The following is an 18695-nucleotide window of genomic DNA, read 5'->3' as shown; positions in this document are numbered from 1 at the left end:
GGCAGATAAACAACTATCGGAGAGGACAGCGAGATGACAGAAATTGCTTTTCAAGATCAATATCCTGATGAATTTGCCAATTGTTATGGTTGCGGCAGACTCAACGAGGGTGGTTTGCAGATAAAGAGTTACTGGGATGGCGATGATACCGTCTGTCATTTTACTCCGGATTCTAAATATTCCGGTGGGTTCCCGGGCTTTCTCTACGGTGGGATGATTGCTTCCCTGCTTGACTGCCATGGGGCAGCGACTGCCTCGGCTGCCAAGGCCCGAGCGGAGAACAAACCGCTGGGGCGCTTTGTGACCGCTTCGCTGAAGGTCGATTTTCGTGCGCCGACGCCGATAAACACCGAACTGGAAATCCGGGGGAAGGTCACCGAGATCAAGGGCCGCAAGGTGCTTGTCGACCTGACACTGTCAGCTGGCGGTAAGCTGTGTGCTGAAGGGTCCGCGGTGATGGTCCAGATCCCTGAGAAATAAGCAGGAAAAAAGAATGGTGGCGAGCGACGCTAATCTGTTCCTGGCTGACTTGAAGCACATGGATAAACAGGCAATTATAAACAAATAATACCGAAGGAAGACAATGAATATACTGGTTTGTATTAAACAAGTTCCGGACATGGAATCGAAATTCAAGATCAACGGGGCAGGCAGCTGGTATGACAGTGGTGATCTGGCCTGGCGGATGAACGAATATGATGAATATGCCGTCGAGCAGGCAGTTCAGTTGAAGGAGAAAACCGGCGGCGACCTGACTGTGCTCTGCATTGGTCCTGAGCGGGTGAAGGAGACGATGAAGAAGGCACTGGCCATGGGCTGCGACCGTGGTGTCCATGTGGCCGATGACGAGTTTTTCAAGAAGGATTCTTTTTCTATTGCCGCTGTTATCGCCGAGTTTGCCAAAACCAAATCTTTTGACCTGATCTTCACCGGCATGCAGTCCCAGGACCGGGGAAGCGGGCAGGTAGGCGTGATTATCGCCGAGATGCTTGGAATTCCCAGCGTCACCACCATTGTCAGTTTTGTCTTTGACAATAATACAATTACCGTAAAACGAGAACTGGAAGGTGGGCTGAAGGCTGTTATCAAAGCGCCGGTCCCGGCACTTGTGACCTGTCAACTTGGGCTGAATACCCCCCGTTATCCGACCCTGCCTAATATTATGAAGGCAAAAAAGAAAGAGCTCCTCTCCATTCCGGTCGCTGAGCTGTTGAATGTTTCTGCCCATCAGGAAACGACATCGTTGTTTTTCCCGGAGAAGAAGGGCGGCGGTCTCGTCCTGGAGGGGGAAGCAGGAGATGTGGCCGACAAATTGATTAACATTCTGAAAGAAAAAACCGCCGTTCTGGCTTAAGGGGCATTCAATGAAGACACTACTTGTTGCAGAATATAGAGAAGGTAAACTGCAGGGCAGCGTAAATGATCTTATGGCATTTGCCCAGAAAGTCGGCTCCGACGCCGCAATGTTCCTGGTCGGCAGTGAGACGGACCTGCCAAAGTTCCAGGGGCCGCTGTATCTTGCTGATGTGAAAAACTGTGGGGAATATAACCCGGACGTGCACAAACAGCTGCTGCTGGACACGATTGCCAAGGTCAAGCCGGACATGGTTGTTTTCAGCCATTCATCCTACGGCTGGGACCTGGCGCCGCGTCTGGCTTTCGCCTTGAAGGCCTCCCAGGTCTCCGAGGTGGTGGATGTGGTGGACGGTGTGCCTGTCGCACCGGTCTGCAACTCGAAATTACGCAGGAAGGTTGCATCAAAGACACCCGTCGCCATCCTGACTCTGCAGGCTGGGGCCTTCGGGCTCTCCGAGGAATCCACGGGGGTACCTGTTATCGAGAAGATCAGCACGACGGCTACCGGCAAGGTTGAGTTCTGCGGCTATGAACAGGCCGAGATGGGCGGTGTGGACTTGACCAAGGCATCAGTCATCGTCAGTGCTGGCCGGGGTATTGGTAAGCCGGAGAATATCGCGATAATTGCCAGCCTGGCCAAGGCTTTGAAAGGTGAATACGGGGCCAGCCGTCCGGTGGTCGACGCAGAATGGGCCGAGCATAATCGCCAGGTCGGGACCACAGGACAGACAGTGTCGCCAAAACTTTATGTTGCCTGCGGCATATCTGGGGCGATCCAGCATCTTGCCGGGATGAAGAAATCCGAATTTGTGGTCGCGATCAATACCGATAAGGATGCCCCCATAGGTGAGGTCGCCGATGTTCTTGTCGTCGCTGATCTGAAACAGTTTGTCCCTATATTGACTGAGAAAATAAAGGCTTTGTAAAGGAAATGTTTTCTTTCTGCAGGGTACAGCGCAATACAAAATGGCGACAAAAAATTGCACAAGAGAAGGTGAAATTTAATTCATGGGAAGAAGGCTGAAAGAGATAAGACAGGCTCGCGGTTCGTTGTAAAACCTGCCGCAGAACGCAACTGCTTATCATCATAAATGAAACCACATTTAACAAGGGAGAACGAGATGTTAACAACCAGGAAAACCTTTTCATTAAAGTTGGTAATGGCAGTTGTAGTGTCAGTGATGCTGGTAACAGGTTTTGGCAAGTCTTTTGTGTCAACAGCCCATGCGGAAAAGACCTATAAGTTTACGATGCAAAACATGTTTTCTCTGAATCATCCCATCACGACTGCCATGAATCAATTGGCAGTCGATGTCAAAAATCAAAGCAACGGTCGGATTACTATTCAAATTCTTCCCTCCGGCGCCCTGATAAATGGACCTGAAATTTTTGAATCCGTTGGGATGGGGTCCATTGATATGGGGACCACCTGCAGCACATATCACGGTGGTATCCTGCCGGTAGCGGCCACGGCTTTCGCATTACCGGGAGATCCGAGAGGAGTGAAGGAAATTATGAATTTCATCTATAAAGATGAGGTCTTGACTTTCCTCAGAAGTGCCTATGCCACGCAAAATGTGTTTTTCGGTGCGCCCCTTGTCATGGACGGGTATACCATTGTCTCCAAAGAACCAATTACTACTTGGGATGACTTGAAAAAATTAAAAGTAAGGGCGTCGGGCTCCATTGCAAAGGTATTGCAGAAAATGGATATTCCCACAGTCTTCATTCCATTCTCTGAAATATATGTGGCCCTTTCCCGTGGCACAATTGATGCGGAGATCAGCGGAAATCATGCCGAAAGCTATCTTGGCACCACCTATGAGGTGGCAAAATTTCAGACCGTTCCGTATATCTCGGGAGCCCAGAACTGTGAAGTGATTGCGAACCTGGACAGGGTAAATGAACTGCCAGAAGATCTGCAGCTCGTCCTCAAAAAAGCCCTCCGGGATTCTTCGGCGAATGTAGTCAAGGCATTTGACGAGGAAAATAAAGAGGTTATGGCAAAATTGGCAGCCGCTGGTACCCAGTTCATAGAGCTTCCCAAAGATGTCATGGATCGATGGACCAAGACATCAATTAAGATGTGGGACGAAGAATTTACGAAAGACAAATTGTCTGCCGAATATATTGCCCTTGTTAAAAAGGATCTAAAAAGTTTGGGATATAATCTGAATTAACCCATCATATCTCCTTTGGATATCATGCCAAATGATGTCCAAAGGGGGTAACTACTAGGATTAAATATGCAATCCATCGAAAAAGTAATTCTTTTTATAGAAAAATTAAACAAGATGGTCGGCAAAATATGCTGCAATCTGCTCTTTGTCTTCATGGTTCTGATGGTCTATGAAGTCATTGCGCGGTATTTCTTTGAAAAACCGACCATCTGGGCACACGAACTGTGCGGATATCTGTTTGCCGCCTATGTTGCCCTTACCGGTGGTTGGGTCCTGCTGGAAAAAGGGCATGTTGCCGTGGATATTATCTACCAGTATTTCCCGAGAAAAGTAAAATACACAGCTGATATCATCGTCTCCATCGTCTCCATGCTTATGTTCATTGTTCTCTTCTGGCAAGGATATAAATTTGCCTGGCATGCTTTTGCAACCGGCCAGCATTCTCATACTCTCTTTGGGCCGATATTGTGGCCTGTCAAAGCGATGCTCCCGATTGGCTGCGTGTTTTTCATTCTTCAAATTTTCGCGGATTTTGGCAAAACTGTTCTGGAATTTAAAAAAGGGAGCGCGCAATGAATCCCGGTATAATCGTATTACTCATGTTTGCGGCAGTCGTTGTTCTTTTCGTGCTGCGGACACCGGTTGCCATTACCCTGGGCAGTGTGGGAATCATTACTCTGTACCTGATAAATGGACCGAGATTTTTGCAGATGCTGCCACCGTCCATCTTTCAAAGCATGACCAGTATCATTCTTTTGGCCATCCCCCTGTTTATTTTTATCGGTTGCCTGTTGGAAAGATCAGGCATTGCCGATGAAATTTTTGAAATGATTTACATGTGGCTTGGGCCGGTTCCCGGTGGACTTGCCATCGGAACCGTTTTGATCTGCGTCATATTTGCGGCCATGGTCGGTATTGTGGGTGCTGCAACGGTTACTATGGGTCTCATTGCCCTGCCGGCCATGTTGAAAAGAGGCTACAAAACCTCCCTTGCCATTGGCTGTATTTCCGGAGGCGGTGCCCTGGGCTTTTTAATTCCACCCAGTGTGACCATGATTGTCTATGCATCTCTCTCCAACCTTTCTATCGGGAAAATGTTTTTAGCCGGTATTATCCCGGGATTCTTACTGGCGTTTCTGTTCATTGCCTATATTCTGATAAGAAGCCTGATAAATCCTCGACTTGCCCCGCCAATTCCGGTGGAGGAAAGGGCCAGCTGGGTACAAAAATGGGCATCAATTAAAAACCTTTTTATGCCGTTTCTGCTCATCTTTTCCATCATGGGGACTATTTTTTCAGGACTCGCCACACCGACCGAGGCTGCTGCCGTCGGAGCTGTGGTGGCAATGGCGATCGTTCTGCTTCGAAAAAGATCTCTGAAGGAATGCATGGGGCTTGTCTCCACTGCCGCCGAAAATGCTACTTTTCTGACCAGTATGGTGCTGTGGATTATCGTCGGATCTCTTGCTTTTTCTGCTGTAGTCAATACGCTGGGACTCCCCCTGCTGTTAAAAGATCTTATAGATTCCATCGGGATGAACCGCTGGTCCGTGCTCATTGCCATGCAGATCAGCTTCTTTCTGCTGGGAATGGTGATGGATGATCTTCCCATCATTATGATCACGGTTCCTGTGTATGTTCCGTTGATAACCCTGCTCGGATTTAACCCTCTCTGGTTCGGCATTCTTTTTATCGTCAATATGCAAATGGCGTATCTCACGCCGCCCTTTGGTTTTGTCCTGTTCTATATGAAAGGTGTGGTGCCCCCGGGAGTTTCAATGGGAGATATATATAAATCTGTTTGGCCTTTTATCGGTCTCCAGGCGCTGTGTCTGGTCCTCATAATGATTTTTCCCGAAATAGTTCTGTGGCTTCCTGCTGTTGTCGGTATGTAAAAACTACCCGGTTCATGATTATGATGTGAGAAAGGTGAAAATTCTTCATAGCCTTTTTTGTAGGTACTTTTTTCTTTGTGATTGCCACTATACCTCAGCTATATGGGGTTATGAGGTGCCCTTTGCCCGGGACGCCATAAACCCATCCCTGGGAGCTTGACCGCAGCCATCCGGGCTGCGGAACACCCATGCAAAGGGCACCTCATAACCCTCTTGACCTTCCAAGCTGAACTTTAGTGGTAATCAAGTTTTTCTTTATAAGTGTCTTTCGATAAAGAGTAGGTGACTACCTTGATTAAAGCAATCAGTGACCAAGAGATTGTTGCTTCTTTCAGCAGTGGAATTGTTGTGACCGACTGTCAGGGGATTATCAGCCATATCAACCGGCAGAGTGAAAAAAAACTGGGGATTGTTGCAAGTGACCTGATTGGTAAGAGCATTGCAGAGGTTCTGCCTTTTTTTCACGCCTGCATAACGGAGTGTTTAGAGAGTGGCAAACCTCTCATGAATCAATTGATCGAGGTGGTTCAGGGGCAATTGGTTGTCAATGTCAATCCAGTATTGCGCGACCAGGTAATAGTCGGGGCAATCCTCAATTTTCGCGCCTCGGATACCTTCGAGGCCTCTGCCAGAAAATCTGATTCCTATCGGGAATTGAACCGTCAGCTTGAAGCTATTATCGCAGCTTCCTCCGATGGTATATGGGTCTGCGATGCAAAGGGCTTTGTCGTCACGATTAACAGTGCGTCGGAAAAACTCAATGGCATCAAGGCAAAAGATGTCATCGGTAAAAATGTTTCTGAGCTTCTCGATAAGAAGAGCTTTGATCAGCTGGTGACCACCAAAGTTATCGCCAGCGGCAGGCAGGAAACTATCGTTCAACACATTAAAAAGACCAACAGGGTTCTGTTGTGCACAGGAACCCCTGCGCGGGACGAAAATGGCCGTATTGCGCTCATCGTTGTCAATGAGAGAGACATGACGGAGCTTGAAAATTTGCGCAAAAAATACGCGCAAAGTCAGAAGATTACTGAAAAATTTAAAGAGGAATTGTCGGAGCGGACATTAAGAGAACTCGAAAATAACACCATTATTGCCGACAGCATCCCAATGAAACAAATTATCCAGAAGTCTTTGAAGCTTGCCCATATTGGTGCCTCTAATATTTTGATTCTGGGGGCGTCGGGAACCGGAAAGGGGTTGTTGGCAAAATTTATCCACAAAAACAGCAACAGGCGAGAAGATCCTTTTGTCGAAATTAACTGCGCAGCAATTCCGGAAAATCTTCTGGAAGCGGAATTATTTGGTTTTGAAAAGGGTGCTTTTACCGGGGCCGCGGAAATAGGTAAGGTTGGTTTGATTGAATTGGCCCAGGGAGGAACCCTGTTTCTTGATGAGATCGGTGACATGCCCATAAACCTGCAGACAAAGCTGCTCAAATATCTCGATGATAAGCAATTCAGGCGTCTCGGGGGAACAAAATCTATAAATGTTGAATGTGCCACTATTTCGGCGACTAACCGGGATTTGCGGGATCGTGTGCAAAACAGCCTGTTCAGAGAAGATTTGTATTACCGTCTCAGTAGTTTTACCTTGGAAATCCCGTCCTTGTGTGACCGCAGGGACGATATTCCGCGGCTGGTCCGCTTTTATCTGGAAAAATATAATAAAAAATATAACAGATCGACCCACATCAGTTCCAAGGTTGTCGCACAACTGCAAAATTATTCCTTTCCCGGTAACGTCCGCGAGTTAAAAAGTTTAATAGAAAATGGAGTTGTCCTCAGCGAGGACGCATCGTTGGATAGCTACTTTGCAAACATTGAAAAAAAAAGCAGTCCGTTCCTTCCTGTCCTCGATATGCCGGCATCGTCAAAGCCCATAGATTTGTCCGAAACCCTTCGTGAAGTTGAAAAACAACTTCTTGTCAAGGCGAAACAGCACTGTGAGACAACCCGACAGATGTCTCTCTATCTCAATATCTGCCAATCAACTGTGGTAAGAAAATTGCAAAAGCATGGCCTGTAAACAATCGGGTGTAGCGTCTTATGGCGACCGCATCCAGGGGTGAAACATTTAAAATCTAACTGGAGCTGCACCATGCATCTTGAACCGGATAAAGAGGTTAAGATCGAAGTAACTCAATGCGAGTGCCATCTCATGAAAAAAGGGGACTGTCTTTATCTGAAGGGGCCTATGGTTGACAAAGATAAATCGGATACCATATGTGTGACTGCGCTTCTGGCGATCTATCCCTGGATCATGACGGCCCGGTTTGGTGTTGAATCGAAAAATCTGGAATTTGATCAGGGATGTTATAGGGTCTGGTGTCCCGAAAAATTAGTGGAGTTCAGTATCCGGCCGGTTTAACCGATGAGCCACCCCTGGTGGTGCGGCTGCGGCACAGCCATATAATACCACGACAAGAGAACACCGATGCGATAACGCATCAATTTCCGCTGCTGTTGGAACCGAACCCCGCGAAATTGACATCGGGGCATCTGACAGGAAGTCTAGGTTCCTTCATGAAAATACATCTGATTCGCTCTAATTATTTGAAACAAATAGTATAATCTCCTGTCGCTTTGCGAGCCGGCGTATCTGTCGGTTTCTTTGATGCAATTGTGCATTGATATAAAAATAAGTAAAAACAGTATGATATAGGTTTTTGATGCATTTCGGCATCGATTCTGGCTGTGATTTTGGCCCTGTGTGCCTCTCTTCCTGTTATGTTATGGCGGTTTTATCTATGTTCTGCGGTTTGGTATCTTTTTTGCTATTACCGTTTCAAGCATATGAGCCGTCAGATAAAAATCAAAACAAGGGGTAGAAAATGGCCAATACAAAAACCAATGCAGCTCTCCAGGAGCGTCGCAATACTGTCATCGCCAAAGGTTTCGGCAGCTCCACAAGCAAGTACGTTGCCCACGCTAAAGGGGCCGTTATTACCGATGTAGAGGGCAACGAATATATCGATTTTGCCGGCGGTATTGCGGTGATGAACGTAGGTCACTCCCACCCGAAGGTTGTTCAGGCGATTAAGGATCAGGCGGAAAAATTTACCCATACCTGTTTTATGGTTGCCCCCTATGAATCGCCGGTTGCGCTTGCTGAAAAATTGTGTGACGCAGTCCCCGGGGATTCCAAAAAATCCGTCATGTTTGTGAATAGCGGCGTTGAAGCTGTTGAAAATGCAATAAAAATTGCCAGGTATTACACTCAGAAAACGGCGATCATTGCCTTTGACAGTGCTTTTCATGGCCGCACCTTGATGGGCATGTCTCTTACCTCCAAGATCAAGCCATATAAACACGGCTTTGGCCCATTTGCTCCGGAAGTTTACCGTATGCCCTACGCCAACTGTTACCGCTGCCCCTTCGGCAAAGAGCACCCCAGTTGCAATATTGCCTGTGCAGACCATCTGGAGGATTTCCTGATCAACTATGTTGGTGCCGCACAGACAGCAGCAATCATCGTTGAACCGGTTCAGGGTGAAGGCGGGTTTATCGCTCCTCCCAAGGAGTACTTTCAAAAGCTGAAAACTCTCTGCGAGAAAAACTCCATTCTTATGATCGCTGATGAAATTCAGTCTGGGATGGGCAGGACCGGGTATATGTTCGCCATGGAATATTATGGCGTTGAAGCCGATATCACGACCGTTGCCAAGAGTCTCGGTGCCGGCATGCCGATCAGTGCAGTCGTAGGCAAAAAAGAGATAATGGATTCCGTACACCCCGGCGGAATTGGCGGAACCTATAGTGCTAACCCGATTGCCTGTGAAGCAGCTTTGGCTGTTTTTGATATATTTGAATCAGAAAACCTGCTTGCCAGGGCAAAGGTCCTGGGCGAAAAACTTCACTCCACTTTAAAGGCATTTCAGGAGAAACACGCACTTGTCGGCGACGTTCGAGGTCTCGGTCCCATGATTGCTATGGAACTCGTTTCTGACCGGGAGGCAAAGACACCTGCGCCTGATAAGGCAAAGCAGCTTGTAGAGTTCTGTCTAGACAGAAATCTTATCATTTTAGCCTGTGGTACGTATGGCAATGTTATCCGGTTATTAATGCCTCTGGTGATTAGTGAGGAGCAACTGACCAAGGGGATGGAAATTGTAGATAATGGGCTGACTGCAATCAGTTAATCCCCTCTTCGTTGCAGGGCGTGGGATGTACCCTGGAGTCTGTCGGCATGCGGATTTCGCAAGTCCGGCAGAATCCAGGGGAATTCTTGTCTGCACTTCACGAAAAATTTTTGGGTGGGAGGAGGCGTTCGATCGCAGTCTGCCATCAACTTCCCGTTTATCTGCAGAAAGCAGGGAGCGGAACCGTTCCCCCGAAAATTAACAGGGCTGTGAAAAATAACTGACTGTTCAGTTATTCATCTAGCTTTGTATTACTTATGATCAGCGAGGTAATAGATGTTTGGATACTATAATCGGATTTTGACGATCAATCTCAGCACCAGGATTGCGACCATAGAACCAATTGCGGATGAGGTGCTGACGGAATGCTTCGGCGGTAAGGGATTGGCCACCCGGCTGCTCCTGGAACGCAATAAGCCGGGCGTCGACCCTCTATCGCCGGACAATCATCTTATTTTCGCAACGGGTTCATTCTGTGGCGGGCGTCTGTGGGGCGGGAGCCGTTATGGTGTCTACACCAAATCCCCGCTCACCGGTTTTTATGCCGAGTCCTATTCCGGCGGAAAGGTTCCTGAAGCCATAGACTCTGCCGGCTTTGATGCAATCATTTTAAGCGGCAGGTCCGAGTCGCCTACCGTGCTGAGCATCACCCCTGAAGGTGTCGAGTTCCACGATGCCGGTGATTTGTGGGGAACTGACTCCATTACTGCTGAAGAGCAGGCCGTTGCGCGCTTTGCCCCGAACAGCGAAGGCTATCGAAAACCGGGCGCCGTGTCTATCGGGCCTGCCGGGGAAAATCTGGTGAAATTCGCCCTGATCGCCAATGATAAGTGGCGCTGTGCCGGCAGGACAGGAGCGGGCGCGGTGATGGGCGCAAAACTCGTCAAGGCCATTGTTTTTCAAGGGGATAGAAAACGGGAATATTTCGACCCAGATGGTGTTGCTCAGTATGCCCGGGAATTTGCCAGCAAAAACAGCCAGCTCCCTGGAGTAAAGGGATATAAGGCCATGGGCACCACGATGATGGTGACCCTGATGAATTCTGTTGGCGCCTTTCCCGCCAAGTACTGGAGCCAGGGCTCCTGTGAACACTCGGAGCAGATCAGCGGTGAGCGGTTCCATAAGGAACACGATGTGCAGCCGCACGCCTGCGCAAAGTGCTTCATGGCCTGTGGGCGTATGGCAACGATCAAAAAAGGACGGCACACAGGCTTGAAGATTGAAGGGCCAGAGTATGAAACTATTTACTCGTTCGGTGGTCTCTGCATGGTTGACGATATGGCCGAAATTGCCCATCTCAATGACCTTTGCGACCGATTGGGCATGGACACGATTACTGCTGGTAATCTTTGTGGCCTGGCAATTGAGGCGAAAGCCAGAGGCAGGATTGACTTTGACATTGAGTATGGCAACGCCGACCAGATCGCGACCCTTGTGCAAATGATGTCGGCCCGTGAAGGTATCGGAGAAGTTCTTGCCAACGGTATCATCTTCGCCTCGCAGCTCTGGGATTTAGAGGATATTGCCGTCCATGTAAAAGGACTCGAACCGGCCGGTTACGACCCGCGTACCCTGAAAGGAATGGGGCTTACCTTTGGTACCTCGCCAAGAGGTGCATGCCATTTGCGAACAACCTTTTACAAACCGGAACTTTCCGGCCTCATCCCACCGGAGCAGATCGAAAACAAAGCTGAAATGCTCATAGATTATGAAGATAGGCTGAATATTTTCGACACCCTGGTACTGTGCCGTTTTTACCGGGACATGTATACATGGGAGGAGCTTGAAACGATTCTGTCGCGTGTGACAGGACAATCAAGCGACAGGGAAGATCTGCTGCGAGTTGCGAAAAACATAATCAACATGACCCGGGTGTTTAACCTGCAGGAAGGGCTCCAGGTTCAGGACGACCGATTGCCCAGACGTCTTACCAAAGAGGCTCTGCCTTCGGGGAAATCTCTTTCGGAAGACGAAATGGAATATATGCTTCAGGATTATTATCGATTGAGAGGTTGGAGCGAGGCTGGAATTCCCGGCAAAGGGTGAGAACGCTCTCTGCCGGTGGCTGTGAATAACACCTGCAGATTGCATCCCGGTATACGTGAACAAAGCCGGGATAGGGTTCTGTGCCGATGTGGAACCTTCGCTGTATGGTTTCTTAGGATCGCGTTTGCCACAATAATGATCTGGTCTGTACTCCAAAGGAGGGTACTATGAACAAGCCTGTAAGCATCCCGGAAGCCATCACCCGCGGAGCCGATATCATCAATAAAGCGCAAAATGTCGGTCTGGCTCCGCGCATGCTATATGAAGCAGTTATTGATCTGTCCTCAAAGGGACTCATCACCGCCAACTGTATCAATATGGCTGCGGGAATTCTGTTGCAGGATCTCGGCCTTCCCCTCTATTTTTTCCAGCATATCCAGAAAGACTCATTGATCAATCTCCTTGAGTCCATTGCCACAAGCATTAAGCTGGTCGATGGCAAAGTTGTTCTTTTTGGCCGGGTTGCCCATATCGATTTCGATCTTGCGCAGGGAAACAATAAGCCGCGGGAACGGGTCAGGATAGCCACTGAAAACACCCGAGACAATATGGAGTCGGTGCTGGAGGAGCTTATTACCGGACATCGGCGGGATTATTATTACAGCCCGGAGAGTAAATACTATACCTATCTTATCCGTCCTGAAACCGTGACCGATTTCGCCACAACGCAGTTTACCGGGTCGAAATTTCTCTTTGCCCTGGCGGGCGATTTTGAAGAAATGCCGGAGCCGACCAGGAAAAGATACGAAAGATTCCTGGCAAACCATGAAAAATCCGTTTCACCGCTCATTGAGGTCTTCAACCTGCCGGAGACCGGAGAGACACGGTTGATGTTCAACAGCGATTTTGAGAGACCTCAGCTGCCTTTGTTGCGAAAACTGCTCGCAGACCATGATCTGACGCTCTTGCGGGCCTATTGGGAGCCGTATCTGGTTACGTCTTCCGTTCCTTCTTCGGTATGTACACTGTATCTCCAGGGAGAGCTGTCCCGGGACAAAGAAGCTGCATTGCTTGCCGATCTCCGATCAGTTCTGGCATTTGCCATAAACGGTGCAAAAGATCTTTATTTACAAGGAAGCATTACCTTTAAAGAAATGCTCTTTGCCGGCAATGCCATCGATTTCACCCACATGTTTATTTTTAAAGAAAGTGAAAATGCGACGGACCGTGACATACTCGGGAGCCTGACGAGCAAAGACCACCGGGACGCTTTCGCCAAGCGACTGCAAAGTTCCAATAAGTCAACATACGGGAGTTCGCTGATTGAAAGTACGGTGGCAGGTAATGCGGATCTCATCAAGTTTCTCTATGAAATTTTTGCCCGGAAGTATGACCCGAGGTCCTCGTCCAGGATAAGCCCGGAAAAAATTGAAGAGAAATGGCAGGAATTCGATAAAATTATCTCTTCACGGTTCATCGACTTCAATCTGGGCTACGACATATTTACATTCATGTTCAAGATCGTCACCAGTACCCTGAAGACGAACTTTTACAAGGATGAAAAACGTTCGTTCGCCTTTCGTTTTGACAATGCCATTCTCGATCCACTGGTGTTCAGCCAGTTTATACACGGTATCTTTTTTGTGAACGGCCATTACGCCTGTGGCACACATATGCGGGCCGAAGACATCTCCAGGGGAGGATTGCGGCTCCTGCGCATCTCGCCGTCCAATCATGAAACCGAGCTGGATAACGCCGTCCTGCTCAATTATGCCCTCGGGCCGAAAGCGCAGCGTCTGAAACATAAAGACATCTGCGAGAGCGGTTCCAAAGGTGTGGTTGTTCCGCATCCGCAGTATGCCCGTTATGGCATGGAATCTTTGTATGATTACACCGAAGGTATCATGGATCTCATGCTGCTCGACGATTCTATTATCGATTATTACGGCAGGCCCGAGCTCATTTTCTTTGGACCGGATGAGGGAACTGCACCACTGATGGATGCTGTTGCCCTGCGCGCCAGAGAACGCGGATATCCCCACTGGCGAACGCTCACCACCGGGAAAAGTTTTGGTATCCCCCATGACACCTTCGGCCTTCTGGATACTGGCGAACTCTTTGGTCTCTACGACGAGGGTGAGGCAGGGGTCGACCTGCAGATTGATGGGGCGTCGGTCATCCTTACCAACAGCATGGATGCAATCTACGACAGAATTGGCGGACGAATAGAATTAAGCGGGATGACAACCACCTGTATAATGAGCTCGTTTCGCACACTTATCTCGCATTATAACTGCAGGGAAGAGGAGCTCAACCTGATGATTACGGGGGGGCCTGACGGTGATCTCGGCGCAAATGAAATACAGTGTTACAAAGGCAATATCTGTCTTGTGATCGATGGGGGATCGGTACTTTTTGATCCTCTGGGTATCGACAAAAAAGAGTTGATGAAAATCGCCTTTATGAGAAACTCATCGCCACGGGCCAATTCTACCAGCTTCCCGCTGGAAAAATTGAGTGCAGAAGGATTTATGGTTCCGCTGGCGGCCAAAAATATCCGCCTTCCGGACGGCACATTTATCGAGGATGGGGCGCTTTTCCACCGAACCTTTATAACCAATGTTAAAAACAGAAAGTATATCAGCCAGGCCAATATTCAGGCATTTATCCCGTGCGGCGGGTATAAGGACACTGTCAATCAGCGCAACGTAAAGCAATTTGTTGATATTTTCCAAGAGCTTAAGTTTGTCGTTGAAGGTGCAAATGTCTTTTTTGACGATGTGGCAAGACGCTATATCGCCACAGCAACCGACATTAAGCAGATAAAAGACTCCACGGCCAATAAGGGCGGGGTTTTCAGCAGTTCCATCGCGGAGGTTCTCACTGGCTTTCTGTTTCAGGATACCTATGAAGAAGAACTGCTCAATGACACAAAAACGAGATGGGCGCTGATAAAAGATATCATCCACCTGGTCGAGCGCTATTCCCGCCTGGAAACAGATCTGCTGCTGCAAATCCATGCTGCAGATGCCAAGATTCCACTTTTCGACCTCTCCGCGAGAACCAGCGAACAGATATTTGCCTTGCAGGATGTCCTGGTGGGGCGGTTAGACAAGATACTGGCAGATGAAGATCTCGTCTGGCTGGTAATGACCCATTACGTGCCGTCGGTGCTCATCAGTAAACTTGGTCGGGAAAGGATTATGGCTATTTTTAACACGCCTGATTTGCAGGCATATCGTGATGCGATTGTGACCAAGAAACTCGCCTCCATGGCGTTTTATCGGTTCGGTAAAAACTGGGAGAGGTACCTGAAGGAACTGGAAAAGGAATTTCCCGGGCCACTCTACAAGGCACTGCAAAAGGAATAGACATAAATCCCCCGGATATCTTGCTCATCAGGTTTATCCATAGTGAGCTTTGATGAAAAAGATCTCTTTTTATGACATAGGCAATATCTTTCTGAATCAACAGCACCTGGATCGGAAAAAAGACAACCACGGGAGTAAATGATGTACAGAGCAAATCAAATCAAAAAAGTGTTGGAGTTATTAGCTGAGAATGTTGCAACAAAGGTTCAGCCTGACCTTGTTGATTCCGTGCAGATTGCCAACGAGTTGCAGTTGACGGTTCCAGAAACCAAGCAGCTACTCAAAATCATGCACGACATGGGGGTGATAGAAAGTAATATGGACGCAGAATATTCTATCATAACCAGACTGGGCCTCAATAGGCTGGATGCATAAAATTCAGTGTTGAACTGGAGTGCTTCTGGACTGTTGTGTTGATCAATCAGCAGGATGGTTACTTCCGAGTCTCTTTCTGGTAATGGGGAATCTGGCTGTTTATGGATAGCCGTTTTTAAATGCCCCCTTAGAAACCAACAGGGATCTTGCCGAGGTGCTGTGTATTCATGATAACAAGAGATGAAAAATTATGTTAAAACCAATCCGGTCTATTTTGTTTGCCACAGATTTAACACCAAATTGCCAGCAGGCACTGGACTTTACGATTGCCATAGCTACCTGTTTTAAGGCCACTATCTATATGTTGTATGTAATTGAAAAATTACCTGATCGTCTTGTGAGTGGAAAATTGCGGGGTCTGATTGGTACGCATCAATGGAAAAGCCTGATTGAATCCCACCAGATGACGGCACATAGATCACTTCTCGGCAAGCAATCTACTGACAGTCATGTCAGGGAGGCGGTTCGTAATTTCTGCCAACAGGCAGGGATTGGCGATGATTCCGGTGATTTCAAATCCCGGGAAATTATAATCAGCGATGGTGAACTTATAGAAGATATCCTGAAAAATGCCGAGAAAAATGAATGTGATTTGATTGTGCTTGGTGGCCATAAAAACGTGTTTGCCAACACCTCTCTCGGCGGTACCGTTAAAGGTGTGTTGAAAAAGAGCAAAATTCCAGTAACAGTCGTTCCATCAGGATTGTCCTGAGCTGATTCAATAGTCAGGGCTGTGCGGTTTTGATAACGTGTTGTCGGTAAAACCTTTTCGCGGTAGAAATCCTCAAGAGCGCCAGCGCTGGAGCTGTCGCTTGGGAAAATTACCCGGCGGCTGCGTCTGTTGTTTGCTCAGTCATTGAACACGTTCAGGCGTATATGGCTGAGAGAAGGTAGCTTTTCCCGAACTTCTCTGATGCGGGCGTGTAAGATCTGAGAGGTGACCAGGGCTTCCCCTTCTCCTGACCCGGCAAGCATGACGCCGAAGGGGTCGAAGATTGTGGTTCTCGCCGCAAACGCGGGACCGCAAAGGTTCGCGCCGCAGACATACATAGTGTTCTCAATGGCCCGCGCCTGCAACAGGGTCAGCCAGTGCTCTTCCTTCATCGTTCCGGCGTACCAGGCCGAGGGAACAAGCACCGCTTCCGCCCCTCGGAGCGCAAGATTTCGGAATAACTCAGGAAACCGAAGGTCGTAGCAGATAGCAATCCCCAGGACTATTCCTTTGAGAGTGAATACCGGCGGGGGGGTATCACCTCCCAGCATGAGGTCAGATTCGCGAATACTCAGGGCATCGAACAGGTGGACCTTATTGTAACGAGCCAATAGCGCGCCATCCGGGGCAATCGCTATGACAACGTTGGCGGCCCGTTGCGCATCACCCTGGACTGTTTGCCAGATACCGCAAATTATCGCGACGCGATGTTCTGCAGCCATTGCCGACAGGGCGCTGACAAATGGGCCGTCGATCGGTTCGGCAACCGCCGTCAAAGAGATCCCTTTCTGCGGCAAGGCCATAAACATTTCAGGGAAGACGATCAGGTCGGTTTCGCGCGCAACGGCCTGCTGGATGAATCTCCGGGCAGTTCGGAGATTTTCCTGCGGGTCCCGGGTGACGCTGGTCTGAGCCAGACTGACGGTAAGTTGAGTGGTCATTGTAGTACTCCTCGATCTCGCTGTGTGCTGCCTTGCCATGGAAGGGGATATGTCTGCCGCACATATCTTGCCTGTCATCATAAACCCGAACTGAGACGGTCGAGTTGCCGTGCATTCAGTATAGACAGAATAAGAAGTGTTGTCATCATGACGATGGCGGCGGGGGGGAAATGTCTCCACCGCCAGTTATCCTTGCCTCAGCGGGATGGCTACCCTGCGCCCAGGCAATGGATGTGCCACTCCGCAGTCAGGCCGTTCCGCAGCGCACCATGAATATATAGGCAACAGGCCCAGGCGCAGTTTCCGCAACCGCAAAGGGCGCATCGATCTTGTATGATTGATGCGCCCTTTGTTGTTTTTCGGCAAATTACGCCTTATAGTGACATCTGGTTTTGCAAGGCATAAGAAGGGAGCGAGCATGCACGCATCAGTCAAAATGGATAATGATTACCGGGGATTTGAACAGGGCCCGATTCGTCCGCCCAGTGAGGCCGGCAGCCTGCTTATCCGCATCACCCGAAATTGCCCCTGGAACCGGTGTACCTTCTGCCCGGTGTATAAAGGCAGTGCATTTTCCCTGCGTCCCGTAGACCATGTTCTGGAAGATATTGATCGGGTGCATCGTTATGTCCTTGAAATAAGAGCATGTGTTGCCAGAAAAGGCAAGGTCGCCCAGGCCGATGTTGATCGACTTCGCCTGCTTGACGGAAAAGGCGATCACGCTGCACTGAACGCTGCGCTGAACTGGGCCAGGGCCGGGATGGAGTCGATATTTCTTCAGGATGCCAACAGTCTGATCATCAAGCCGGAGCAGCTTCTTGCCATCCTGCACCACCTGCAGCATTGTTTTCCCTGGATAAAGCGGATTACCTCCTATGCCCGCTCCCATACCGTCGCCAGAATCAGCGATCAGGATCTGCAGCGGATGGCGGCTGCAGGGCTGTCGCGCATCCATATCGGCATGGAGACGGGCTCGGATAAGGTGCTTGCCCGGATAAAAAAAGGGGTGGATAAAACGACGCATATTAAAGCCGGCCAAAAGATAAAACAGGCGGGAATGGAGCTGTCCGAATATATTATGCCCGGTCTCGGCGGCAGGGATCTTTCAATGGAGCATGCTCTGGAAAGCGCCGATGCGCTGAATCAGATCAATCCGGATTTCATCCGGCTGCGGACCCTGGCCATCCCCAATCATGTCGAGCTGTATGATGACTATAGCAGTGGGGATTTTCAAAAATTAGGCGATGTGGAAACAGCGCGGGAGCTGCTGGTCTTTTTCGAGGCATTGACCGGGATTACCAGCACCATTAAAAGCGATCATATTCTTAATCTGTTCGAGAACCTGGAAGGGCAATACCCGCAGGATAAGGAAAAGATGGTTGGTATTATTACGCAGTTTCTGGAGCTGGACCCAACCGAGCAGATGTATTACCAGGTGGGCCGCAGGATAGGGCTGTTCAAAAGCCTGGAAGATCTGCAGTCGGCATCGAAACGACACCAGGTCGAAGATGCCTGCGCCCGGGCCGGTATTCGTCCGGACAATGTCGATGAGGCAATTGACCAACTGATGAAACGTTTTATCTGATGGTTAATTAAAAAGCCTGATCTCCTTCGTTGTAGGTTTTTGGCTGGTTCCCGACATACTACTCGTATAGTCGGAAACCAGCCAAAAACCTACGCCTCGTATATCAAGCTTTTTACTTAACCATCCTGAACTTGAAGTTTTTATATGTTTATC

Annotated in this window: 15 protein-coding genes and 2 pseudogenes; 16 read left to right on the top strand and 1 reads right to left on the bottom strand. The window is 48.8% G+C overall.

Going from position 1 to position 18695, the window contains the following annotated elements; genetic code table 11:
• Positions 1-33: 33 nt before the first annotated feature.
• From FCL47_RS06480 to FCL47_RS06420, 15 genes and pseudogenes are all read left to right on the top strand, one after another.
• Complete coding sequence (locus FCL47_RS06480; RefSeq protein ID WP_136812679.1) at positions 34-480, top strand: PaaI family thioesterase; 447 nt, start codon at positions 34-36, stop codon at positions 478-480.
• Between the two features lie 103 nt (positions 481-583).
• Positions 584-1354, top strand: a complete 771-nt coding sequence (locus tag FCL47_RS06475) for an electron transfer flavoprotein subunit beta/FixA family protein (RefSeq protein WP_136812678.1) — start codon at positions 584-586, stop codon at positions 1352-1354.
• Positions 1355-1364: 10 nt separating this feature from the next.
• Positions 1365-2282 carry an electron transfer flavoprotein subunit alpha/FixB family protein gene (locus FCL47_RS06470; protein WP_136812677.1) on the top strand — a complete coding sequence of 306 codons (918 nt, stop codon included), beginning with the start codon at positions 1365-1367 and terminating at the stop codon, positions 2280-2282.
• 195 nt (positions 2283-2477) lie between these two features.
• A complete protein-coding gene (locus tag FCL47_RS06465) occupies positions 2478-3536 on the top strand; it encodes a TRAP transporter substrate-binding protein (protein WP_136812676.1) in 1059 nt (352 codons plus the stop codon).
• Positions 3537-3602: 66 nt separating this feature from the next.
• Complete coding sequence (locus FCL47_RS06460) at positions 3603-4112, top strand: TRAP transporter small permease subunit (RefSeq protein WP_136812675.1); 510 nt, start codon at positions 3603-3605, stop codon at positions 4110-4112.
• Complete coding sequence (locus FCL47_RS06455; RefSeq protein ID WP_136812674.1) at positions 4109-5431, top strand: TRAP transporter large permease subunit; 1323 nt, start codon at positions 4109-4111, stop codon at positions 5429-5431. The genes FCL47_RS06460 and FCL47_RS06455 overlap by 4 nt, the downstream gene beginning before the upstream one ends.
• 282 nt (positions 5432-5713) lie before the next feature.
• Positions 5714-5989, top strand: a pseudogene (locus tag FCL47_RS25585) (PAS domain-containing protein); the annotation flags it as partial.
• Between the two features lie 30 nt (positions 5990-6019).
• A pseudogene (locus FCL47_RS25580) lies at positions 6020-6424 on the top strand (PAS domain-containing protein); the annotation flags it as partial.
• Positions 6410-7459, top strand: coding sequence for a sigma-54 interaction domain-containing protein (locus FCL47_RS25575; protein ID WP_370459543.1), 1050 nt, complete (start codon positions 6410-6412; stop codon positions 7457-7459). The pseudogene FCL47_RS25580 and the gene FCL47_RS25575, both read left to right, overlap by 15 nt.
• A 72-nt stretch (positions 7460-7531) precedes the next feature.
• Positions 7532-7801, top strand: a complete 270-nt coding sequence (locus FCL47_RS06445) for a TIGR04076 family protein (protein ID WP_136812672.1) — start codon at positions 7532-7534, stop codon at positions 7799-7801.
• Positions 7802-8264: 463 nt separating this feature from the next.
• Entirely contained in the window at positions 8265-9572 is a 1308-nt protein-coding gene (gene gabT, locus FCL47_RS06440) for a 4-aminobutyrate--2-oxoglutarate transaminase (protein WP_136812671.1), read from the top strand.
• Between the two features lie 276 nt (positions 9573-9848).
• Positions 9849-11618: an aldehyde ferredoxin oxidoreductase family protein gene (locus FCL47_RS06435; protein WP_136812670.1), complete on the top strand. Its 1770-nt coding sequence runs from the start codon at positions 9849-9851 to the stop codon at positions 11616-11618.
• Positions 11619-11785: 167 nt separating this feature from the next.
• Entirely contained in the window at positions 11786-14929 is a 3144-nt protein-coding gene (locus FCL47_RS06430) for an NAD-glutamate dehydrogenase domain-containing protein (RefSeq protein ID WP_136812669.1), read from the top strand.
• 138 nt (positions 14930-15067) lie between these two features.
• Positions 15068-15304 carry a hypothetical protein gene (locus tag FCL47_RS06425; RefSeq protein ID WP_136812668.1) on the top strand — a complete coding sequence of 79 codons (237 nt, stop codon included), beginning with the start codon at positions 15068-15070 and terminating at the stop codon, positions 15302-15304.
• A gap of 190 nt (positions 15305-15494) precedes the next feature.
• Positions 15495-16016 carry a universal stress protein gene (locus FCL47_RS06420; RefSeq protein WP_136812667.1) on the top strand — a complete coding sequence of 174 codons (522 nt, stop codon included), beginning with the start codon at positions 15495-15497 and terminating at the stop codon, positions 16014-16016.
• A gap of 137 nt (positions 16017-16153) precedes the next feature.
• Here the strand turns inward: FCL47_RS06420 and FCL47_RS06415 are convergent, their stop codons facing one another.
• On the bottom strand, positions 16154-16957 hold the full coding sequence (locus tag FCL47_RS06415) for a carbon-nitrogen hydrolase family protein (RefSeq protein ID WP_167496394.1): 804 nt from the start codon (positions 16955-16957) through the stop codon (positions 16154-16156).
• Positions 16958-17375: 418 nt separating this feature from the next.
• On the opposite strand from FCL47_RS06415, the gene FCL47_RS06410 reads away from it, so the two are divergent.
• Positions 17376-18542 (top strand): radical SAM protein, encoded by a 1167-nt coding sequence (locus tag FCL47_RS06410; protein ID WP_205747240.1) that lies wholly within the window; start codon positions 17376-17378, stop codon positions 18540-18542.
• Positions 18543-18695: the final 153 nt, after the last annotated feature.

The organism is Desulfopila sp. IMCC35006 (genome assembly GCF_005116645.1).
Taxonomy (GTDB): domain Bacteria; phylum Desulfobacterota; class Desulfobulbia; order Desulfobulbales; family Desulfocapsaceae; genus Desulforhopalus_A.
The sequence above is the reverse complement of the archived record's forward strand: the minus strand, read 5'-3'. Positions and strand labels throughout refer to the sequence as shown.